The sequence below is a fragment of the Nostoc sp. genome, from assembly GCF_036917615.1.
Taxonomy (GTDB): Bacteria; Cyanobacteriota; Cyanobacteriia; order Cyanobacteriales; family Nostocaceae; genus Nostoc.
The window spans coordinates 15,245-35,337 of sequence record NZ_JBALCZ010000082.1 but is presented as its reverse complement, the minus strand read 5'-3'; the positions used below and the strand labels follow the sequence as shown (position 1 = coordinate 35,337).

Genomic DNA, 20,093 nt, shown 5'->3' with positions numbered 1-20,093 from the left:
GCACTGTTGCACAGACGGGTGTTGACTATATTTCTACCAGTGCGCCGATTACTCAGTCGAAGTGGCTGGATTTGAGTATGAGGATTGTACTTTAATTGTCTAAATGTAAGTAAAAGTTTAGAAGTGCATAGTAAAAAATTCACGTAAATTTTACGTTTATTACTTAGGCAAATTGGAAAATATTATTATGTAATGTCAAAAATTTTACCTGGAGAAAAATATAAAATGAAAGACGAATTGATTGCAGGGATGGCGACACTTGCAGGTTCTTCATTAAGGTCAATTACCGTCGCTACAGTACCTGTAGTTGTAACTACTACTAGATCTGTTGGTGGTATCGTAGGTTGGTTAAACTTTAAGTAGGTGGGTGGGAAAATTTAGAACTATGTAATTTTCCTATTTATATTTGTATAAAACCCCATACACCAAAATAGATCAATACAATTTATCGCAGCTTAGTTAACAGTTATCAGTCAATAATCTTAATTCATACTATTTAGTATTCCCTTATTTAAGCAATACTGCCCCGCTTTCTGGCTTCTTTGTAGGAAGTTCCAACATTTTTCAAACCAGCTTTAATCATTTGTTGTTCGAGGAGGGCAAAGAAACGTGCTTTATCGCCACCTTTAACCACTGCTTGATTATGGGCTTCTGCGATCGCTACAGGGTAGCCATATCCTTTTTGCACTTGTGCCAGCATTAGTCCCAAAGCTTGGTCTAGCATAGTTACATTTTCTGCTACCCATGCCGGAACTTCGACCCGGGCGATTTCAGTACCAACGTGGACGTAGCAAAAGTAAATGGTTTGGTCTCCGTAGAGCTCGAGAATAGGGGAATTACTGCGCCACAAGGTACTGCGTTGTCCTGGTTTGAGTCGGGTTGCCCAAACAGAAGTATCTCGCAACTGTTCAAAAATTTTACAAGGTACTTTTTCTAGCTGATTTGGGCAATAACTTTTACAGTCTGGCACTGGATGGGGACAAGCCAACAACCGTAAAAAATTCATTGTTTCGATGCTGCGAGAGGCACTAAGATAGCCCATCAACGGAATTTGAGCATCACGCATCTGTTGCCAAGCTTCGAGGATGGGAGGTAAAATGCGATCGCGTGCATCCATCGGCAATTGTTCTAAAAACCAGTAAATTAACGAACCATCTACCATTGCCAGTGCTGGCGTTTCTCCTTTCGCTGCACATGCAAGTTCTGCTAACACTGTTGTTTCTGAAGCAGTGCGACGGAAACTCATCCATTCCTCGGTTCTAATTCCCCACTGTCGAGACATATATAAATCTTCTGGACGATAAAATACCTCTGGCAAACTATCAAGTAGCGGATGGCGATTTTGCCCGTAGTGTAAGACTACTCTGCCGATATTCAAAAGATAACAGTAAGCAATTTCATGATGGTTAGGGGCAATTTGCGAACCATCGGTAGCGATGACGGTATGTACTTTGGGGGGAATTGGGATATTAATGGAGGTTTCTAACGGCTCAATTGGGGTAGCATTAGCAAAGAGAATGCGATCGCGCCATTTTTCCTGGTGATCGATTAAATCTTGTTGACACTCGTAAGCATTTTTGAGATGTTGTTGCGCCAATTCTAAACGCTGGCGGCTGGCAGCAGCTTCTAAGGTAAGATGCTGACTTAAACCCTGCATTTGTCGCGCCAGTTTTGTCAGGTCAAGCATAAAGGTAAGTCAAGAGTGAAGAGTTATTATTTCACTGAAATGGAAGGAAGGAAGCTTCTAATTTTTAATTATTGTTATTTACGTGCATCTTTTAAATATTCTGCTTCGTTGATTTCAGTCTACTTGAGTGGACTGGGGCTATTAGCCCGGAACTTAAGTTCTGGGCATAATATCGGTAAAGGCAACAATTTGACTGTTACAAACATCTTGACAATGACAAGCGCTTTTAGGGTGAAGTATCAAAAGATTATTGCAACGCCATTTAATATATTAAAGCCAAGCAGAGAAATCTTTTGCAAACTTAGACAGTGATAACAACTGAATTCGCCGATCATTTTGGGACGTTTCCCGTTCTGTTTGGGTATTATAGCCCCAGTCTGCAAGAAAGAGTTTCACATCTTCAAGGTCTGCTTGCTGTTGGATTAACTGCAATGTCTTGAGTCTGTCTTCTACAAACCAGAGACTAACTGGCTTTTTATCTGCTGGTTGAATTAATTCTCGCAGGATTTCAAATTTGGGACGCTTGACTTCTTTACCAAAAATTGCTGTTGCTGGTAAATTCACTCCTTCTTGTTGCAACAACTGCTGTACAAAACGCCCTTCTTTAGTTGTCACAATGTATAACTTAACTCCACTGTCAAGAGTTAATTTAATTTTTTCTACTACACCTGGATAAAATCTATGCAGACTTAGCCAATCGTCTAAATTGGTGGTAATCCATTCATCCCGTTGATTATCTAGTTTCGCACCAATTTCTCTTGCTTGTAGCTTGTCATTTAACAAAAGTTTTGGGGTGATGCTTGACCATTCATGAAGAATTTTCTCATCAGAAATTCCATCTACCAACGCTTTTATTAAAACGGGCATTTCCCAACCTGTTTCAATTACAGGTCGTAGGTGATAGAATCTCAAAGCTAAATCATCTGGTGGTGTGGCGTTAGCAGGTGACCAAATTTCACAGTAGGTGCGCCATGCTACCTCAAAATATTCAATTAGTCCGTCGCAAATCACTCCATCAAAGTCCAGGGCTAAAATCGTGGGACTACTTGCGGTCATTGTTTTGAGGATTAAAACTGCTGTTGTCAGCTTACCTGAGAAATTCAAATCGTGCAGTAATTTTTGTTAGTCTTTTATAATTTATAACTTGCTCAAAAACTATGGTGGCATTGTCCAATCTGATTTTATACTGGTAGGTTAACGAGGATCTACAGCAAGTTTGCGGTCAATTAAACGAATTTGGTTTTGCTTGACTACTACAGTGATTAGTCGCAAAGAACGTTTAGCTAGACCATGAACGACTATCTCAGGACTTTGGTTGACTTTCAGTAAACCGAAAAGTTCTGCGTTAGGAAGCTCACCGTTGGCGTAGCCTCTCGTAAAAAAGGTATCACTCTGAGGTACATACCTGCTTTAGCTAATTGTTGTCTAAAAAACCGTGTTTTTTAATACATTTTTTGAATAACTCACTTAGCTTATAATATAAGCTAAACCTATCAATTAGCTAAAAATATCAGGACAACTCTCATCTATATTTTAGCAATAATTGAGCGTCGGATTAAAACCACTATCAAAAATCTCACCATTCGCTTTTTATTTGTGGCTTTAGCTTTTTTAATTGCCACCATAAAAGCGATCGCTAGTCCGGGCAAAACTGAGTGATTGATAGCATCATCCAGGAATGCTAGTTGCTACACCATCAAGTAGCTGCCTGCAACCGCACATAACAAGCCAACTAAAATGGCAATCACAAGCGATCGCTGGATAAAGCCGTATTGCAACAGCTAAATTAAGAGTACTTGTTGCCGTGAACCTGTAGTGATTAATTCGCGATTTAGTAATATATTGAGTTATTACCTGAAGATAGAGACAAATGTACTCATAAGGCATCGCAACTTACTAATGAATTAAAGCAGTTGCATAGCTGGATTAATCAACAGATTCAAACTATACCCGCAGATTAGCGCAAACTGGTGACAATGCATGATGTATTCCAATATTATGGACGTGCTTATGGGATTGCGATCGCAGGTATTTTAATTAGCATTAGTACCAAAGAACAACAAAGCGCTCAAATAGTTTAGAGATTGGTTGAGTCAATTAAAAAGATAGGTGTTACCGTCATTTTTGCCGAAACTACAATTAATCCCACTTTAATTAAAACTATTGCCCAAGAAGCAGGGGTGAAATTAGCGCCCAATCAATTTTACTCTGATTCAATTGGTGCTGTGGGAAGTGAAGGAGATTTCTACATCAAGATGATGGAAGCGAATACCCGCAGCATTGTCGAGCCATTGGCAAAAAAATATACGCCCTTTGAACCAAAGAGGTAAATTTATCAGAGCAAATATCTAACCTAAGACATGTTCCTCTCTAATCTTTTATCAAAGTCTCTCCAGAGAAAGAACTCTTTGTATCTTCGATTTTTTAAAGTGTTATTGGTCAAGCTATATCTTTCAACACCTGAAAAAGCCATGAGTGATAAAAATCAAGAAAATCAAATTAATCAACCAGTAAGTGAAGATACACATTTACGCGAAGAACCGAACGTCAATGAAAGAAACTTAACAGCGAATCCAGGAGATAGAATCGCTGATGAGTCTGAATCTGTTGAAGAAAAGGCTCAACAGGTGGCTGTGGATGATGTACCAGATATTACAGGCGACAAAATCACAGTCCCGACTTACTTCGTTGTAGATGAACCCGACGGCGAAAAGAAAGCACTCCACCACGTTAAAGATGCTGAAGAGATTTCCGACGTAATTCGGCAAGCACGAGTTGACGAAGATGGAAATCGGAAGTGGTAGTAGTTTTTCATTTAAGATACACGGGGACAAAGGGATACTGAAAGTTTTTTCTTTGCGTCCCGGTATCTGTATTCTTTGGTCAAGTTAGTCTATTAAGAACACAATCAAAATCTGGAAATTCTCCCAGGATGGATAGTAATGGCAAATGTTATAAGTACCAAAGAATTGACATATTGGAGTACACCAGAAATTAAAAATCAAATTTTAGAACTTGTTAAAGGTCGTAATGTAGAGCCGTTAAAAGCCAAAGTAGAATTTTATAAAAATGAATTAGCGCCATATTTTACAGAGTTGAGCCGACGTAACCCCTTTAGCAAAGTTGCAGATCAAGTGGCGATCGTCACGGGAGTATGGATGCCAATATGGTCTACTATACCTTTTCAAGACATTTTACCTGGTAGGATATACGAGCAGTCTTACCAAATTTTTCATAATGATGGTTACTATGCAAATATTGCCCGTTATGCACCGGGACATCAGTCTGGTTTTTGGGAAAAATTTGCATCAAGACTACCAGCTTATGACTTAATGGTGTTGCAAAAGTATTCAGTTCGAGATGAGCAGTGGGATATTAAAAATGTTGGAATATTCCAAGCATGGAGAAATAGAGAAATTCCATTGAAAATTGACGATGCAGACGAGTGGTTTACGACAACAGTCGAATCTAAATTTAAAGAAGCAGCGCCAAACATAGACCTACGGCAAGAACTCAAATTAAAAGATATGGACAGAAATACTGTCAAGAAATTTGAAAAAGCCTACCTAGCTACTTCTTTTCTAGAGCATCTATATATAGATAATGACTTTCGACTGGTTAAGAGTCAACGAGAAGCAACACAACGACCAAGTTATACAGTAGCTGTTCGTAGAGGTTGAACTGACAAAATTTTCTAATGCTATGCCGTCACTACAACAACAAGTTACTTCTACCGACAGCTACAACTACCTGCTATTCTTGCCCGATGTCTTACGACAAGACATTTCTCTACTAGATCCTGCGCGTAGCTTGCTTCTCCGTAGGAGTACATGTCAAGGCAACGAAACACAACAGCCACTTTTGCCAACTATTCTATTTTTACATGGTGCGGGTGAAAGAGGTTGTGACTTAGATGATGTGAAAAAGCAGGGTGTTGCCAAAATTGTTGAACAACAGCCAGACTTTCCCTTCATTGTAATTTCTCCCCAATGTCCGCGCGATGAATATTGGAATGTAGAACGATTAAGCGGCCTTCTGGATGAGGCGATGTTTGGCGACAAGCCCTTCTCTACGAGAGGCTGCGCCAACGGGTTCGGGGGATCGCAAGACGCTCGAAGACTCGCTACCGCTGCGCTAACGACGGGAACCGCCAAGACTGCGACCCCCTCACCGCAAAGCGGCTACGCATCGTACCCTATTGATCCAGATCGGCTTTACCTAACCGGCTTAAGCATGGGTGGTTACGGAGTATGGCATTTAGCAGCGGCACAACCCCAAAGATTTGCAGCGATCGCCCCTATCTGTGGCGGTGGTAATCCACTAGTAACACGTAAATTGAAAAATCTTCCCGTGTGGGCATTTCACGGAGCCAAAGATAATGTAGTTCCTTTAAGTGCGTCCGAAATCATGGTTTCAGCACTCAAAGCCCGCGGCGGAAATGTAAAATTTACAGTTTACCCAGAAGCCGATCACGACTCGTGGACGCAGACATACAATAATTACGAGTTGTATGAGTGGTTTTTGCAGCATCGGCGACAGCAGGCTGTAGGTTAAAGCACCAGGAATCATATAGAGGCGATCGCAGATGCGCCATTTGGTGAAGCTTCGGATTTATCATCTCTAGACATAAACAAGAATTAACGCTACTTCTATACTGCCAGCATCACGCAAAATTTTGCTAACCTTGTGCTGCTCACTGGATATTTAATCACTCTACCGATTTGTACATTGATTATCCTCATTATTAGCCTTTCTTCACTGCTAGCTTATTCGCTTCCATTGGAACCTCGCAGCACTCTAGATCGATTCTTGGATAGATAATGCATCTGAATTTGAACATATCGGCAGAAACTGGAGCGATCGCAAGTGTTGGGATAATGAACACAATCCCATGTTTTAAATGGATATTGACCAAAGAGGGTATGCAAACTATTCTGACAATCGCCTAATTTGACAAAACAGGCTAACAGCCTTGGAATTAGATCAAAATGGATATGTAGCCTGTTGTTTGTCCAACCTTGAATCAACCTAACTTCGTGCGTAATCTGCAAGAAACTCACTTAAATCGTGCCCGCGCCAGTCTCAGACAAGCGCTGTCTTGGTATGGATATCTTCGCAAGTCAGGACAGCTTTCATCTAACCCAGAATTGGCAGGTTTAGTGAAACCGGAATTGGAAGCTTTGAACTCCACACTCAACAAGCTGGACTCTAGCATTATTAGAATTGCGGCTTTTGGTTTGGTGAGTCGTGGTAAGTCAGCAGTTTTAAATGCCTTGCTGGGAGACAAGATTCTGCAAACGGGGCCCTTGAACGGTGTCACTCAATGGCCGCGTTCCGTGCGTTGGCAGCCAGGGGGTAAGGTACTAGTAGAGTTAATTGATACCCCTGGATTAGATGAAATTGAGGGTGAGTTACGGGCAGACATGGCACGAGTTGTGGTACATCAGGCGGATTTGATTCTGTTTGTCGTGTCTGGTGATATCACGCGCACTGAGTATCAGGCACTGCTAGAATTGCGTCAAGCGCAAAAACCCTTGATTTTGGTGTTTAACAAGATAGACCTTTATCCAGATACAGATCAGGGAACGATTTACCAAAATTTGCAACAACTGGGTGCCGGACATCCTCAAGCGAAGCCTCTACTACCTGATGAAATTGTGATGGTGGCGGCGGAACCAGCACCAATGGAAGTACGGGTTGAGTGGACTGATGGACGTGTCAGTTATGAATGGGAGACACCACCACCGCAAGTAGACGAACTCAAACAGACAATTCTGAATATTCTCAATCGAGAAGGGCGATCGCTTCTGGCTTTAAATGCACTGATCCAAGCACGGGATGCAGAAGCCGCGATCGCTCAAAAAACCATCGACTTACGCGAACAAGAAGCCGAAGATATCATCTGGCAATTTACCAAATACAAAGCTTTGGCAGTAATGCTCAATCCCATCGCCTTTTTAGATATACTTGGCGGAACTGTTGCCGATTTGGCTTTAATTCGCGCTCTAGCTAGGTTGTATGGTTTGCCAATGACTAGCTATCAAGCCGGAAAAATTTTAAAAACGATTTTATTTAGTTCTGGTGGCTTACTGCTGGGAGAATTAGGTAGTAGTTTCCTTTTGGGTTTGGGCAAGAGTACTGCTGCAATAACCAGTGGTGACAATCCCAGCAATATTACTGCCTTTGCTGGCAGTGCGATCGCTCAAGCTGGGATCGCCGGTTATGGAGCATACTCCGTTGGCAAAGCCGCCCAAGTCTATCTCGAAAAAGGCTGCACCTGGGGACAGTTGGGCGCTAGCAGCGTCATTCAAGAAATTCTCTCTCAAGTTGACCAGAATACAATTCTGTATCGTCTGCGACAAGAATTAGGGATAAAATATTGAGAATAAATAAAAATTGTCTCCGGTTTGTTGCTGTTTATAAGTGTTTATCAAATTCTATCAAGCTCTTCTGACAATTGACTGAGATTCCCAATTTGGGATGCAAGATTGAAAACATGACCATCTCTATTAGTGACCACAAGTAGTAGAATTTCCCTACCTTTTTGAATTAAAGATGACAATAGGGTAATTCCCACTCAATTTTGCGAAAAAGATGACGGTGTTTACTACCACCTGTTGTAGAAAGCCTATCTAAACTGGAAATGTGAGCCAGCCCAGTCTTGTTGCTTCAACAAAGAGGGATTGGCATTAGCGCAGCGTTAGCGACGCAGAAGCGTCACCCGAAGGGTGAGCTTTCTGAGGTCAATGAAAGCTCACAGTTAATATCTATCTCTATAAACTAAAGGTGAAAGGATCATGACAACTAACCTAAACTCATCTGAAACTGCTGGGGCGGCAAATCTTGAAGAAGCCATTACTAATGCCATTACTGAAGCCCGCACAACTTGTGAGCAAGATGGCAGTGATTCTGCTGATTGTGCCGTAGCCTGGGACATTGTGGAAGAATTGCAAGCTGAGAAAGCTGATCAACACCAAGCAAAACACAAGAAAACCTCTTTAGAAAATTATTGCGATACCCATCCCGATTCGGTAGAGTGTCTAATATACGACGTTTAACTCTTCCGTAAATCAGTTGTTGCTGATTGCGTTATTTGCTTAATTGCCTCTAAATCAGGCGATGGTGTTTCACTTTCCATTCCCAACCACAAAAGATATTCGATATTCCCAGCCGGGCCAGTGATCGGCGACCAAGTTAAGCCTTTGTATTTCCATCCTAATTCGTGGGCTGTTTGCAACACCTGGAAAATGGCATCAGCTTGGTCGTTTGGATCACGCACAACGCCTTTTTTACCTACACGGGATCTGCCGACTTCAAACTGTGGCTTGACTAACAATACAGCTTCTCGGTTAGCTTGAGTTAGTTGCCACAAAGCAGGCAAAATCTTGGTTAAAGAAATAAACGAGACATCGACCACCGCCAAATCAGGAATCGGGTCATCCTCGCCATATAACTCATCTGGTCGTAGTTGCCGTAAATTGGTGCGTTCCCGCAAAATCACCCGCGAATCATTTCGCAATCGCCAGTCAACTTGCCCGTAACCAACATCAATTCCGTAAACTTGTTTTGCTCCAGCTTGCAAGAGACAATCAGTAAAACCACCAGTAGAAATCCCACCATCTAAACAAACGCGCTCTGCTACGGGAATAGTAAATACTGACAAAGCTTTGGAGAGTTTTTCACCGCCTCTAGAAACAAAAGGCGATCGCTCTTTAATATTTATTTGAGCTGCAATATCAACTTCTGTACCAGGCTTATCAACTAGCTGCTGATTAACAGTAACTTCCCCCGCCTGAATTAACCGCTGTGCCAAGGCGCGAGAAGCACATAAATTTAGCTCTACTAATAGTGTGTCGAGTCGCTGTTTAGCCAATTAACTAGACTCTCCTGGTAAGATTAATAGTTTAGATAACATAAGCTAATGCGTTTAATGTATGAGCGATCGCTTCCTTTAAGTGATTGGGAGCGATCACTACTTAAATGTATTATTCTTCTGGAATACACGACATCAAAATAATTAAGATACAGCAAAATCCGTGTATTGCCATTATTACTCATAAAACTATTGTCAAAAATTATTTATATCCATAATAAACATCATAAAATTAGGTATAAAATATTCTCGATACTGCTAATTAATTCATCAGATGAAATTTTTTGCATTAATAAAAGTAAACGCACCTTGCCAATCAAGGCAAAGTGCGATAAACGTTAAGTGCATTTACGCGAACTTTGTTTGTATAGTTCTGCGATTTATAATCGCCAGGGCTAGATCCTAAATATCCTGTTCGCTCAACTCGCGTGTGATGTGATCAAACGGTTCATCTACAAAAGCAGTATTAACCACACCTGCTGCTGCTACTTGTTCCTTAATCAGATCCTTGAGAATCTGGATACCGCGAACCGTAGGCCCAATAGGCACTCCTAGAGAATTGTAAGTTTCCCGCAGCCCTTGTAGCACTCGTTCATCCAACACATTCGTATTTCCAGCAACCAGCGCATAGGTGGCATAGCGCAGATAGTAGTCCATATCCCGCAGACAAGCTGCATAACGACGAGTCGTATAGGAATTTCCACCGGGGCGAATCAATTCTGGCAGTTCTTCAAATAACTTTAAACCAGCCTGCTTGACAAGTGCAGCTGCATTAGAGTTGATCGCCGCCGCAGCTTGTACTCGTGCTGTACCACTGTCAAAGTAAGACTTCAGGCTATCGATCGCATTCCGGTCAAAATACCGACCAGCTAGGTCATAATTCTTAATTAAACTTGTTACCGCATCGCGCATTCCTTCTTCTCCCAATCCTTGCTATTTATGGTTTGATATTTATTTGGCTGCACTTATGCACCAGTAAATTTTTGTGCTATTAAAAATAGATTCGGCACAAAAACAATTTATCCACTATTTAAGGATTTTATGCCAAAGTTGACCCCTATGTGATGAACTTTCCAGTTTTGTACAGATGATCGCTGAAAGGTTAATATAACCTGTAATCCAGATATCTGTAACACAGACTACAAAATCCGCTAATGTCTAGTATTTAAACTATTTCAGGTGTGTCACGGCTTGATTGAGATCAGCAGGGTTAAAATGCTTTGGAAGATTTTGGTTTACTTTAGGAAATTGGTAGAGAAGGAGTAACAATGACAACACCACAAGAAGTCTTGAAGAGAATTCAAGATGAAAAAATTCAGCTGATTGATCTCAAATTCATCGATACAGTAGGGACTTGGCAGCACCTCACACTGTACCAAAACCAAATTGATGAGACTGCATTCACTGATGGCGTACCTTTTGACGGTTCCAGCATCCGGGGTTGGAAAGCGATCAACGAATCGGACATGACAATGGTACTCGACCCCAACACTGCTTGGATCGACCCATTCATGGAAGTCCCAACGCTAAGTATAATTTGTAGTATCAAAGAACCCCGCACGCGTGAATGGTACAACCGTTGCCCACGCGTTATTGCGCAAAAAGCAGTAGACTACCTGGTTTCTACTGGTCTTGGTGATACAGTCTTCTTTGGCCCGGAAGCTGAGTTCTTCATCTTTGACAGTGCTAGGTTTGCCCAAACTGCTAACGAAGGCTACTACTTCTTAGACTCCGCAGAAGGTGCTTGGAATTCCGGTAAAGCCGGTACTGATGAAAAACCCAACTTGGCTTACAAACCACGCTTCAAAGAAGGTTACTTCCCAGTTTCACCGACGGATTCTTCTCAAGATATCCGTACAGAGATGCTGTTGACAATGGCACAATTAGGTGTACCCATTGAAAAGCATCACCACGAAGTCGCTACTGGTGGTCAGTGCGAACTAGGTTTCAAGTTTGGGAAGTTGATCGAAGCGGCTGACTGGTTGATGACTTACAAATATGTCATCAAGAACGTTGCCAAAAAACACGGCAAAACCGTCACCTTCATGCCAAAACCGATTTTTGGCGATAACGGTTCGGGAATGCACTGCCACCAGTCCATTTGGAAAGACGGCAAACCTCTGTTCGCAGGTGATAAGTATGCTGGTTTGAGCGATATGGCGTTGTACTACATTGGTGGTCTTCTCAAACACGCACCAGCGCTGTTGGCAATTACCAACCCCAGTACCAACTCTTACAAGCGCCTAGTACCTGGTTATGAAGCTCCAGTGAACTTAGCTTACTCCGAAGGGAACCGTTCTGCTTCTATCCGTATTCCTCTATCTGGCACTAACCCCAAAGCCAAGCGTTTAGAATTCCGTTGTCCAGATGCCACCTCTAACCCCTACTTGGCATTTGCTGCAATGCTTTGTGCTGGTATCGATGGCATCAAGAACCAAATCCATCCTGGTGAACCCTTAGATAAGAATATCTATGAACTCTCTCCCGAAGAACTGGCAAAGGTTCCTTCAACTCCAGGTTCTTTAGAATTGGCGTTGCAAGCACTGGAAAAAGATCACGCCTTCTTAACAGAATCAGGCGTCTTCACGGAAGATTTTATCGAAAATTGGATTGACTACAAGCTAAGTAACGAAGTCAAGCAGTTGCAGCTACGTCCTCATCCTTACGAGTTTTACCTCTACTACGATGCTTAATTAACAGTCGTATCTAACTAAAAGTAATAAGTTTTGCCACCCTCTACTCTAGGGTGGCTTTTTTTCTAGAGTTGTCCGTTGAGACATTCACTCAAAAATAAATCTTAAAACTCTTGAAACTTAGCTCATGGAAGCATGGCTGGGCCCATAAATCATCCGAGTGTTAGCATCTACCTTGCCTTGAATCGGGTTCCAGTAGTAGGATGCTTCTTCAGGTAGACCAAGTTCTTGTGCCGCCCGCATCAGCATTGATTGTTGGCGATTCTTGACTTGCTGATGTTCACGCACCATTAACGCACGAGATTTATCTGCAATAGACATAACCATAGTCCTCCCTATTTTTGTAGTGAATATATAATTTTTGGTTCTCTCAAAAACTAATATAGTAAAAATTCTGTAACATAAGCTACAAAATTCTAAAAAATTACCATAAATATCGGGATTTTTCTGCCAAAAGCCTAGAAAATCTTTTTCAAAACAGCTTTGACGACTAAAATCATCTGGCTTGAGATTTGTCTTAGCTCAGGGCATATACCTTTCTAACAGTAGATAACTTATTTGTTACAATTGTTTACAAAAAGAACTATAACTAATCGAAACTCGACCTATTTTTATGCGTGACACTTTAACTAAGCTGACTTATCAGACCTTTCAACAAAGCAAAAATTACTTTGGTCTGGCTCACAAAATATTAAGTTCACAGTTGAAGAACCTGGTGTATCCGACGCTTAAACAAAAAACCAAACCAATCCCGAAGGAGGTTGTACTCAAACTTCAACAGAGATTGAATCAGGTTCTAGAAACAGACTGGCAAGATGCCCAAAAAGGTGTGTATCCCGAAAGTTTGCTGTTTGACAACCCTTGGGAAGACTTTTTCCGCTACTATCCTTTGGTATGGCTAGATTTCCCTCAAATCTGGGAGCGGGTTAAACAACGGAATTACCAAGATTTTTCACCAGAAATAGACACAGATGGTTATCCCAGCTACTACGTACAGAATTTCCATCATCAAAGTAATGGCTACTTAAGCGATATGTCAGCCAATTTATATGACTTACAGGTGGAAATTCTTTTTGGTGGGGCAGCTGATCCGATGCGGCGACGGATTCTCGCTCCCCTCAAGCAAGGGCTGAAAGTTTTTGAATCTGTTTCACCAAGACAAGTTCGTATTTTGGATGTAGCTTGTGGAACTGGGCGGACTCTGAAGTTGATTCGCGCAGCCTTGCCTCAAGCATCCTTGTTTGCTACGGATTTATCACCAGCTTATTTGCGTAAAGCAAACGAGCTATTATCTCAAATTCCAGGAGAATTGCCGCAACTTTTACAAGCCAATGCCGAAGAGTTACCCTATCTAGATGACTATTTTCATGCTGTAACTTCTGTTTTTCTCTTCCATGAGTTACCAGCAACTGCACGTCAAACAATTATTGAGCAATGTTTCCGGGTAACAAAACCAGGGGGAGTCTTTATTATTTGCGACTCAATTCAGTTAAATGATTCACCTGAGTTGGAGCATATGATGGACTTTTTCCCTGAAGCTTTCCATGAACCCTACTACAAGCATTACAGTACTGATGATTTGGTAGAACGTTTAGAGAAAGCAGGCTTTGAGAATATTGAAATCCAAGTCCATTTTATGAGCAAGTATTTTATTGCTCATAAGCCAGCTTAAATCAGTGAATAGTTATCAAGGTTTGAGTTAGGGATTTAAACCTTAACTCAAACGAGCTACTTCATGGGGCTGAGTGATGTCTAACAAGGAAGGGATTTTATGCTTCGGCAAAGGACGCTAAACAAGCGTCGGAGCGAAGATCAATTACTTGTTGATGTAGATAACCAGCTACTCAATGTACGAGAAGAAAACTTATTGTGGGATAAAGTTAAGTTACTTTAAGACTGTTTTCTCAACAAGCAAAATGTCTGAATTAGATGTGCTTTAGATTAACTGACAGCCTAAGTAACATCTATTTCTAGAGCCGTTGAGGATTAAGACGCAGAGCTTACCACCGAATATGAGCAACAGTTGTGTAGCTTTTGAGGAGTTGGTAATGCTGTTGATCAAGGCACTTAATTTGATTTGCGTTTTGATCGTCAGGATTGACGCCAACTATATATACAAAGCTTGCAGTTGAAATACTAAGCGATCGCTGAAGAGTTTCGTGTGTCAACTGTATATATTTCTGCCAGAAAAGCTGTGTAAAAGATGTTAGCACAACAGCCGATTTTCTGGTATTTTGGTTTTTTTGGAAAAAGAGGCATTCGCCAACGATAGTTAAACCACAACATAAATATTTCCGAATTTTTGCGTCACTTCTCTACGCCCACTACCGCGATGACGTGGCACATCATCTGAATTTTGTTCAGATGCCGCCGAGAGCCACTCTTCCGAAGCAGGCGTGGAAGGCAGTTCATAGGATAAGTGATTGACCATTGCTTGGCAGTTAAAAGCTAAGGAGCCGAACACCAGACTCGATATTAAAAGTGAAATGGCAGCACGCATAGCAGATGTCTATTTTGGAACTCTCCACTTCACTGATACTTAGCTTTTTAAGGAATATCCGGACAATTCATCAAAAAGTATTCTGTTTTACTGAAAATAAACTCTTTTTATCCTCCGTTTATATGTTCGACTAATAACCAATTACCAGAGTGATTTTGACGACCCCACAATGTGACTAATTGTTCGTGGGGATAAACGCCTAATTGCTCGTCGATATGCGATCGCAAAGTCACAAGCTGCCAATTTTGGCCTTGATATGCGGCTGGTGCTGTTACAATGAATCTGTATTCCTGCTGATCCAAGCGGTGGAAAATACCTTTGAAACAGTTATTTTCCCGAATTAATGCCTTGTCAAAAACAGAGTCAGGGTACTCATTTCCCGATCGGCAAGGGCAATCACCACTAGCTGGATAGGCTTGTGGGTTATTTAAGTAATACAATTGCCAGTGCTGCCAATCCGAATGATTGGGTGGAAGATTAAATAAAGGAATAATTGCTGCTTTTGAGCGATTATCTTCCAATAAAGCTGTTTGCAGCGCCTTGACAGATAAATCCCTCGGCTGGCAGTTTAACTCAACACACATCGCCGCTGCCATCCCTGCTGCTTGACCAATGCCCATAACCACAGGTTGTAATCTCGTGGCCCCATTGGCAATGTGGGAGACAGAAATATTTTTTTCACAAACCAAGAAGCCATCTGTTGTAACTGGAATTAGGGAACTGTAGGGAATTGTAAAGGGAGTCCCAGTCCAACGTCCCCCCCAGCGGATAGATTTAGGTTGCAGTGAGAATTTAACACCAGGATAATGATGGTCATTGGCGTAGTTACCAACAGCGATTGCTTCTCTACGAGAGGCTCCGCCAACGCAAAAACTCGCATCATTAAATATAGATGCAACTCTACCTCCAGCAACTGGCAAAATATCCTGTTCTCGGACAGTAGTTAGCCCCACTAAGCGGCGGCTTTCCCGGTAATAAGGATGCAGTGCAAAAGCTGTAGGAGTGTGAGGAAATAGTTTTTTTGCTAAACCATAACGACGACCAAGCTGATTTTGGATAAAACGGGCAAAATTTTGGCTGTACCAGCGAGATTCTTGAATGAATTCACCTCTGGATGCATCTGACTCTATCAATCGCCCTACTCCTTCGCCGTAGTCATTCCCACAGATTGGCCAATTAATCATAAACAGACCCCCAGGCAAGCGTCCGTAATTCAAAAAAGTCTCTGCTCCATAGCGATCCCAAGCACCTGTAAACTGGGATGGATTATCGTTAGGGGCAGCCGGAATTTCTGGGGCGACGGCTTCACCAAAGTCTTGCATAATCACTACCCAAGTGGGCGCTTGCACTGGATATCTCTTGGTTAAAGAGTTAAAAGTCACTGGGGCGCTGGGTTCTCCCCACTCAGATTGCAATTCCCAGCCCCAGCGGTAAGGTATCTCAGCTAAAGCCAATAAATCTCCTAATTCTGTAGCGTCGAGAATAATTTTGGCTGTGACAGCAAAATCAGCAAAGCGGACACCAGTAATAGAATCATTCTGGCGAAATACTTCTAAAGGCACTTGTCCAGAAATCCAGTGCAGATTTGGCAATTCCTGCACCCAATCTGCAAAAATCTCTACCCCAATCCGAGGATTGTAACTAAAAAAGCTCACCCAGCTATTATCTAATCCTCCGGGCTGTCGTTGTCGCAATTCCTGCAAAAACGCACCCCATAACCCCGTTTGAAAAGCTTCTAATTCGTTGCCATCGGGTGCAGTTACTCCAGCCGAAGTCAGCATCCCCCCCAACCAAGGAAATTCACTCACCAAAATCGTTTTGGCTCCCCGTCGCGCCGCTTGGATTGCAGCCGCAGTGCCTCCGGTTCCTCCACCGACAACTAGGACATCAGCTGTGTATGTCTGATGAACCATTTCCTAACCTCTCTGAGTTTCCGACATATTCTCCTAAAAAAAGCGATCGCATTTCAGTTTTTATCTCAAACTGAGTGCGATCGCAATCGGATTCCTTAAATCAAAAGAGATTATTAGGATTTTTATCAATTAGTACTTACCCAACTAAAAGTCGAGGCGGTCTTCAGTTGTATTTACTTTGTCAAACCCTCAAATACACCTCTCAAAGCTGCAACAGCATCTTGAGTCCGCGCCCAAACACCTTGATCTGGGTCTTGACCTGTAAGTTCTCTTGTACCCAACACTTCCAACACACCTTTCAATTGTTCTTGATGGGCACGATTTTCAAAGTTCACTTGATTGAGTGGCCCAATAGCTTCTTTGACATCATCACCAACCACCTGTGCAGCCTTATGGATAATTAAACCAGTCATTACGGCTTGGTGCTTAATCCTTTCGTGAATAGAAACCTTTTGGTACAATGTCAGCTCATTTCCATCTATTATACGGTTTACTTGCTCGACGTACTGCCCTATAGTATCTCTAGGCTGGGCTGAACCACCACCAAATTTTGCGATGACTTGCTCGATCACTGTGAGATTTTCTTGGTCATCTTTGAGAAAGTCGTTTATGCGCTTGCTAATTTCTTGATCGTTGCTGACAGCAGGTATTACTTTTTGTTCATTAGCAATTAGCAACTCTTGTATAGCTTTCAAATCTGCTAGCTCTGTAGCGATCGCGCTCCGCTTGGTATCATCTAAAGCTACAACCATTTCTAGACTTTCCTGAAATAATTTAGGACACGATTAACCTCTCACAATTGTTCGACTCGGCGCATCTTTCTTGAGATATATTATCATCTACTACTTAAAGTCGCAAACAGGCATATAGCGAATTTAACACATATATAAACTTCCAGAAGTCGAGTAGCTATTCTCCTACAAGCTGATAGTGGGAAAAGTGAAAAAAATGCGCTCATTCTAAACAATACCAGAGGCGATCGCCATCCTTGCAGTGCCTCTGGTTCCACAACAATGCCGTTTAAGCTACCACAAGTCATCAACAAAAAACTCAATAAAATTGTAGAAATTTGCTTCATTGGAAAGTTACCTAGAACTAATAAGCTTGGGATAGGCATAAAACGCTGACAGTAGCTTTGTGAAGAAAGTTTTATTACTTTAGCACTATCAAAATATGGAAATGCTTGCTAAAGAAAGTGGCAAAAAATCAAGACTAAGAATGTGAAGTTCTTGTCCTGCATATACTCACCAGAGGAAAAAAACTTAAAATTGTTTCCTAATTAGGACTCTGAATTTTCACTTTTATCTGGTGTTCAGGGGCTATAAATTGATTTTTGAGATATTCTCCCTAAATAGTTTGGCATCAGATAAGATAATTTATTTTATTTTTCGGATACTGAGTATTAAACCTTTTCAGGCGAAACTGGTAGGAGCTAACGGAGAACAAATTATCATTTTTGATTCGATTTATCAACTTTATATGCTACATCGCTAGTTCTCACGTTTAACAGGATTTTGTCATTGCTAACGAGTTAGAAATACCCTTATACGAGCGTCCGTATCTCATTTGCCTCGGTAGATATAAGAATCCTATTTATTTATATTTACATAGCTTGATTTTATCACACCGCCCTACTTAGATATTTCTCTCATATTATGAAAAATAAGTTTTATTTAAATATCTATGTACCGCTTTTTAAAAATTGAGATAATTTAAGTTTTTAACCTCAGTTATCGAAAATATTTTAGCAAAGTTTTCACTTTTAATTTCTGCATTAGAGAATACAATTTGCAATCTTTTATAGCAATATTTACAATGAATTTAATTTTGGTTAGACATGCATAGTATCTAGGATTATCTGTCCTAAGGACTTGTATTTTTTCGCCAGACTCATGAGAACTTATTTGAAGTCGATATGAAGAATTCAAATTTGTATATACAACTAAAGATAGAGGGTGTAACTATATATTTTGGTTTAAACTTATAGGCAAATCTCAACTCTATGAATTACTACTATTAAGCAAAATTAAAATATTATGTCTAGTAATTGTTTTAGAAATAATAAATTAAGCGTAAATCAAGCTAGCTATGTCTCAAATGTTGAAATAGCACTTTTTATAGATAAAATCAAAAGTAATATCTGGCTATTTGGTATTCCATCTTGGCTTTTTGGAATAACCGATAGAAGCATAGCTGTATTTGCTGATGGTTATCTATCTCCTATAGAAATATTTCAGCTATTTACAACCTTTTTCTTTTTTGTGAGTTGGTTATATCTCAAGCCGGAGGAAAGCTTCAATAGCAATGATTTAGGTCCCAGCCAATATCAAGAATATGTTGAGCGTACTCAAGCTAACAAGCTTCAATTAAAAAAGCTACACATGATTAGCCAGGAGTATATTTTACCGTTTCCTTATATTTGCCAAATCTATCATTTATTGAACTTAAAACATTTAGAAACAGTTCATAGGTTTAGCCTTAATAATCTTAAAATTATTAATATTAGCCAGTTCCAGACCACAGACAGCGGTGGTATAATCAAATTTAAAACAATATTAGATTCGCCAGTTAATCCTCTGAGGATGTGGCGACAACCGACTGTAGAGGTGGATTTAATATTACATACTCCCTACACTATTGAACTGAGTATTCCAGTTTACAATCAGAAAAGAATATTTGTTATATTTTATGCTTTTCCCTTAAATGACTCAGAACATCAGCTATTTATAGATATTTATAGTGATCTAGAGTGGCCAAAGCCATTATTACAAATAATATTGCATTTCGCTTCTTGTTTGACGCTTTTTGAAGATTTGCCGTATTTAAGAGCTTTAGCTGAGAAAAATATAGAGCGTTTATTCAACTTAAATAGGACTTCAAATCACGAGACTGCGTTGCTGTTTAAAAGATTCGTTGAGCTATATGGTTTGAGTGGAGAAGCAACTAAATTACTTGAGGGAAAGAAAGAGAGTTAGGAGTTAGGAGTGAAGAGTTAGGAATTTTAAACTCATAACTGCTGATTTTATCAAACTCGCCGTAGTAAGTAGGGAGGCAGGGTGAGGTTTTATATTTAATTTGATCCACTTATTTACCAGGGTAAGGACATCTTGTCAATAACAAGACCTTAATCTCAATAAATTCAAAACTAATCGCATTAATCTTTATTTATTGAGAAGATTTTAGGCGTTGGCGTAGCCCCCACTTCTCTACGAGACGCTGCGCGTAGCTTGCTTCTACGTTCGCGGAGCGTCCCGTAGGGAAGTGGTACGATAAGCTACTTCTCTGCGAGAGGCTGCGCCAACGACTGCGCTCAGTACAAGTCAGTGACCATTGTAGACATCACTTTCACCCCTAGAAAATAAATCAAGCGATAAATCTGATTATTTTGTAATCACATTAAATAAGGTTTTTGTCAAGAGTAATTTAG

Annotated in this window: 19 protein-coding genes and 3 pseudogenes; 12 read left to right on the top strand and 10 right to left on the bottom strand. The window is 40.8% G+C overall.

The features are described 5' to 3' along the window. Positions 1 to 95: pseudogene (locus V7K85_RS30090) on the top strand (carboxylating nicotinate-nucleotide diphosphorylase); the annotation flags it as partial. A gap of 97 nt (positions 96 to 192) precedes the next feature. Then, on the top strand, positions 193 to 363 hold the full coding sequence (locus tag V7K85_RS30085; protein WP_334819377.1) for a hypothetical protein: 171 nt from the start codon (positions 193 to 195) through the stop codon (positions 361 to 363). A 148-nt stretch (positions 364 to 511) separates the two neighbouring features. Here the strand turns inward: V7K85_RS30085 and V7K85_RS30080 are convergent, their stop codons facing one another. The 3 genes and pseudogenes from V7K85_RS30080 to V7K85_RS30070 form a co-directional block, all read right to left on the bottom strand. Beyond that, on the bottom strand, positions 512 to 1,687 hold the full coding sequence (locus V7K85_RS30080) for a DNA double-strand break repair nuclease NurA (protein ID WP_334819375.1): 1,176 nt from the start codon (positions 1,685 to 1,687) through the stop codon (positions 512 to 514). A 270-nt stretch (positions 1,688 to 1,957) separates the two neighbouring features. After that, the gene (locus V7K85_RS30075) at positions 1,958 to 2,743 is read right to left on the bottom strand and encodes an HAD family hydrolase (protein WP_334819373.1); all 786 of its coding nucleotides are present in this window, start codon (positions 2,741 to 2,743) and stop codon (positions 1,958 to 1,960) included. A 563-nt stretch (positions 2,744 to 3,306) separates the two neighbouring features. Beyond that, a pseudogene (locus tag V7K85_RS30070) lies at positions 3,307 to 3,468 on the bottom strand (metal ABC transporter permease); the annotation flags it as partial. Between the two features lie 60 nt (positions 3,469 to 3,528). Here V7K85_RS30070 and V7K85_RS30065 point away from each other — a divergent pair. From V7K85_RS30065 to V7K85_RS30040, 6 genes and pseudogenes are all read left to right on the top strand, one after another. Beyond that, positions 3,529 to 4,017 (top strand): annotated as a pseudogene (locus tag V7K85_RS30065) (metal ABC transporter solute-binding protein, Zn/Mn family); the annotation flags it as partial. 141 nt (positions 4,018 to 4,158) lie between these two features. Beyond that, positions 4,159 to 4,491 (top strand): hypothetical protein, encoded by a 333-nt coding sequence (locus tag V7K85_RS30060; RefSeq protein WP_334819372.1) that lies wholly within the window; start codon positions 4,159 to 4,161, stop codon positions 4,489 to 4,491. 138 nt (positions 4,492 to 4,629) lie between these two features. Beyond that, positions 4,630 to 5,367, top strand: coding sequence for a hypothetical protein (locus V7K85_RS30055; protein WP_334819371.1), 738 nt, complete (start codon positions 4,630 to 4,632; stop codon positions 5,365 to 5,367). A 22-nt stretch (positions 5,368 to 5,389) separates the two neighbouring features. Beyond that, on the top strand, positions 5,390 to 6,241 hold the full coding sequence (locus tag V7K85_RS30050) for a prolyl oligopeptidase family serine peptidase (RefSeq protein WP_334819368.1): 852 nt from the start codon (positions 5,390 to 5,392) through the stop codon (positions 6,239 to 6,241). A gap of 482 nt (positions 6,242 to 6,723) precedes the next feature. Continuing rightward, on the top strand, positions 6,724 to 8,070 hold the full coding sequence (locus V7K85_RS30045; RefSeq protein ID WP_334819366.1) for a GTP-binding protein: 1,347 nt from the start codon (positions 6,724 to 6,726) through the stop codon (positions 8,068 to 8,070). 414 nt (positions 8,071 to 8,484) lie between these two features. After that, positions 8,485 to 8,745: a Calvin cycle protein CP12 gene (locus V7K85_RS30040; RefSeq protein ID WP_334819364.1), complete on the top strand. Its 261-nt coding sequence runs from the start codon at positions 8,485 to 8,487 to the stop codon at positions 8,743 to 8,745. Here V7K85_RS30040 and V7K85_RS30035 read toward each other — a convergent pair. Both V7K85_RS30035 and apcB read right to left on the bottom strand, forming a co-directional pair. Beyond that, entirely contained in the window at positions 8,742 to 9,560 is an 819-nt protein-coding gene (locus V7K85_RS30035) for a TlyA family RNA methyltransferase (RefSeq protein WP_334819362.1), read from the bottom strand. The genes V7K85_RS30040 and V7K85_RS30035 overlap by 4 nt on opposite strands. 402 nt (positions 9,561 to 9,962) lie before the next feature. Continuing rightward, positions 9,963 to 10,472 (bottom strand): allophycocyanin subunit beta, encoded by a 510-nt coding sequence (gene apcB, locus V7K85_RS30030; RefSeq protein ID WP_334819360.1) that lies wholly within the window; start codon positions 10,470 to 10,472, stop codon positions 9,963 to 9,965. Positions 10,473 to 10,828: 356 nt separating this feature from the next. On the opposite strand from apcB, the gene glnA reads away from it, so the two are divergent. Then, positions 10,829 to 12,253 (top strand): type I glutamate--ammonia ligase, encoded by a 1,425-nt coding sequence (gene glnA, locus V7K85_RS30025; RefSeq protein WP_334819358.1) that lies wholly within the window; start codon positions 10,829 to 10,831, stop codon positions 12,251 to 12,253. Between the two features lie 120 nt (positions 12,254 to 12,373). Here the strand turns inward: glnA and V7K85_RS30020 are convergent, their stop codons facing one another. Next, positions 12,374 to 12,574 carry a hypothetical protein gene (locus V7K85_RS30020; RefSeq protein WP_196524783.1) on the bottom strand — a complete coding sequence of 67 codons (201 nt, stop codon included), beginning with the start codon at positions 12,572 to 12,574 and terminating at the stop codon, positions 12,374 to 12,376. A 292-nt stretch (positions 12,575 to 12,866) separates the two neighbouring features. Between V7K85_RS30020 and V7K85_RS30015 the strand changes: the two genes are divergently transcribed. Further along, positions 12,867 to 13,925, top strand: a complete 1,059-nt coding sequence (locus V7K85_RS30015) for a class I SAM-dependent methyltransferase (RefSeq protein ID WP_334819355.1) — start codon at positions 12,867 to 12,869, stop codon at positions 13,923 to 13,925. 99 nt (positions 13,926 to 14,024) lie between these two features. Then, complete coding sequence (locus V7K85_RS30010) at positions 14,025 to 14,147, top strand: hypothetical protein (RefSeq protein ID WP_334819353.1); 123 nt, start codon at positions 14,025 to 14,027, stop codon at positions 14,145 to 14,147. Between the two features lie 106 nt (positions 14,148 to 14,253). Here V7K85_RS30010 and V7K85_RS30005 read toward each other — a convergent pair whose 3' ends face one another. The 4 genes from V7K85_RS30005 to V7K85_RS29990 form a co-directional block, all read right to left on the bottom strand. After that, the gene (locus V7K85_RS30005) at positions 14,254 to 14,466 is read right to left on the bottom strand and encodes a hypothetical protein (protein WP_334819351.1); all 213 of its coding nucleotides are present in this window, start codon (positions 14,464 to 14,466) and stop codon (positions 14,254 to 14,256) included. A gap of 59 nt (positions 14,467 to 14,525) precedes the next feature. After that, positions 14,526 to 14,753, bottom strand: a complete 228-nt coding sequence (gene patX, locus V7K85_RS30000) for a heterocyst-inhibiting protein PatX (protein WP_334819349.1) — start codon at positions 14,751 to 14,753, stop codon at positions 14,526 to 14,528. A gap of 107 nt (positions 14,754 to 14,860) precedes the next feature. Next, complete coding sequence (locus V7K85_RS29995) at positions 14,861 to 16,666, bottom strand: FAD-dependent oxidoreductase (RefSeq protein ID WP_334819347.1); 1,806 nt, start codon at positions 16,664 to 16,666, stop codon at positions 14,861 to 14,863. A 173-nt stretch (positions 16,667 to 16,839) separates the two neighbouring features. After that, on the bottom strand, positions 16,840 to 17,418 hold the full coding sequence (locus V7K85_RS29990; RefSeq protein ID WP_334819345.1) for a hemerythrin HHE cation-binding protein: 579 nt from the start codon (positions 17,416 to 17,418) through the stop codon (positions 16,840 to 16,842). A gap of 1,284 nt (positions 17,419 to 18,702) precedes the next feature. Between V7K85_RS29990 and V7K85_RS29985 the strand changes: the two genes are divergently transcribed. Then, positions 18,703 to 19,641 carry a hypothetical protein gene (locus tag V7K85_RS29985; RefSeq protein WP_334819343.1) on the top strand — a complete coding sequence of 313 codons (939 nt, stop codon included), beginning with the start codon at positions 18,703 to 18,705 and terminating at the stop codon, positions 19,639 to 19,641. The last annotated feature ends 452 nt before the right edge of the window (positions 19,642 to 20,093 follow it).

What these genes read in the sequence shown, in the direction of transcription:
- glnA (WP_334819358.1), top strand. Translation starts at nt 10,829, where the DNA reads ATGACAACACCACAAGAAGTCTTGAAGAGAATTCAAGATGAAAAAATT.
- V7K85_RS29990 (WP_334819345.1), bottom strand. Translation starts at nt 17,418, where the DNA reads ATGGTTGTAGCTTTAGATGATACCAAGCGGAGCGCGATCGCTACAGAG.
- patX (WP_334819349.1), bottom strand. Translation starts at nt 14,753, where the DNA reads ATGCGTGCTGCCATTTCACTTTTAATATCGAGTCTGGTGTTCGGCTCC.
- V7K85_RS30085 (WP_334819377.1), top strand. Translation starts at nt 193, where the DNA reads ATGTCAAAAATTTTACCTGGAGAAAAATATAAAATGAAAGACGAATTG.
- V7K85_RS30010 (WP_334819353.1), top strand. Translation starts at nt 14,025, where the DNA reads ATGCTTCGGCAAAGGACGCTAAACAAGCGTCGGAGCGAAGATCAATTA.
- V7K85_RS30050 (WP_334819368.1), top strand. Translation starts at nt 5,390, where the DNA reads ATGCCGTCACTACAACAACAAGTTACTTCTACCGACAGCTACAACTAC.
- V7K85_RS30060 (WP_334819372.1), top strand. Translation starts at nt 4,159, where the DNA reads ATGAGTGATAAAAATCAAGAAAATCAAATTAATCAACCAGTAAGTGAA.
- apcB (WP_334819360.1), bottom strand. Translation starts at nt 10,472, where the DNA reads ATGCGCGATGCGGTAACAAGTTTAATTAAGAATTATGACCTAGCTGGT.
- V7K85_RS29995 (WP_334819347.1), bottom strand. Translation starts at nt 16,666, where the DNA reads ATGGTTCATCAGACATACACAGCTGATGTCCTAGTTGTCGGTGGAGGA.
- V7K85_RS30080 (WP_334819375.1), bottom strand. Translation starts at nt 1,687, where the DNA reads ATGCTTGACCTGACAAAACTGGCGCGACAAATGCAGGGTTTAAGTCAG.
- V7K85_RS30040 (WP_334819364.1), top strand. Translation starts at nt 8,485, where the DNA reads ATGACAACTAACCTAAACTCATCTGAAACTGCTGGGGCGGCAAATCTT.
- V7K85_RS30075 (WP_334819373.1), bottom strand. Translation starts at nt 2,743, where the DNA reads ATGACCGCAAGTAGTCCCACGATTTTAGCCCTGGACTTTGATGGAGTG.
- V7K85_RS29985 (WP_334819343.1), top strand. Translation starts at nt 18,703, where the DNA reads ATGTCTAGTAATTGTTTTAGAAATAATAAATTAAGCGTAAATCAAGCT.
- V7K85_RS30020 (WP_196524783.1), bottom strand. Translation starts at nt 12,574, where the DNA reads ATGTCTATTGCAGATAAATCTCGTGCGTTAATGGTGCGTGAACATCAG.
- V7K85_RS30055 (WP_334819371.1), top strand. Translation starts at nt 4,630, where the DNA reads ATGGCAAATGTTATAAGTACCAAAGAATTGACATATTGGAGTACACCA.
- V7K85_RS30015 (WP_334819355.1), top strand. Translation starts at nt 12,867, where the DNA reads ATGCGTGACACTTTAACTAAGCTGACTTATCAGACCTTTCAACAAAGC.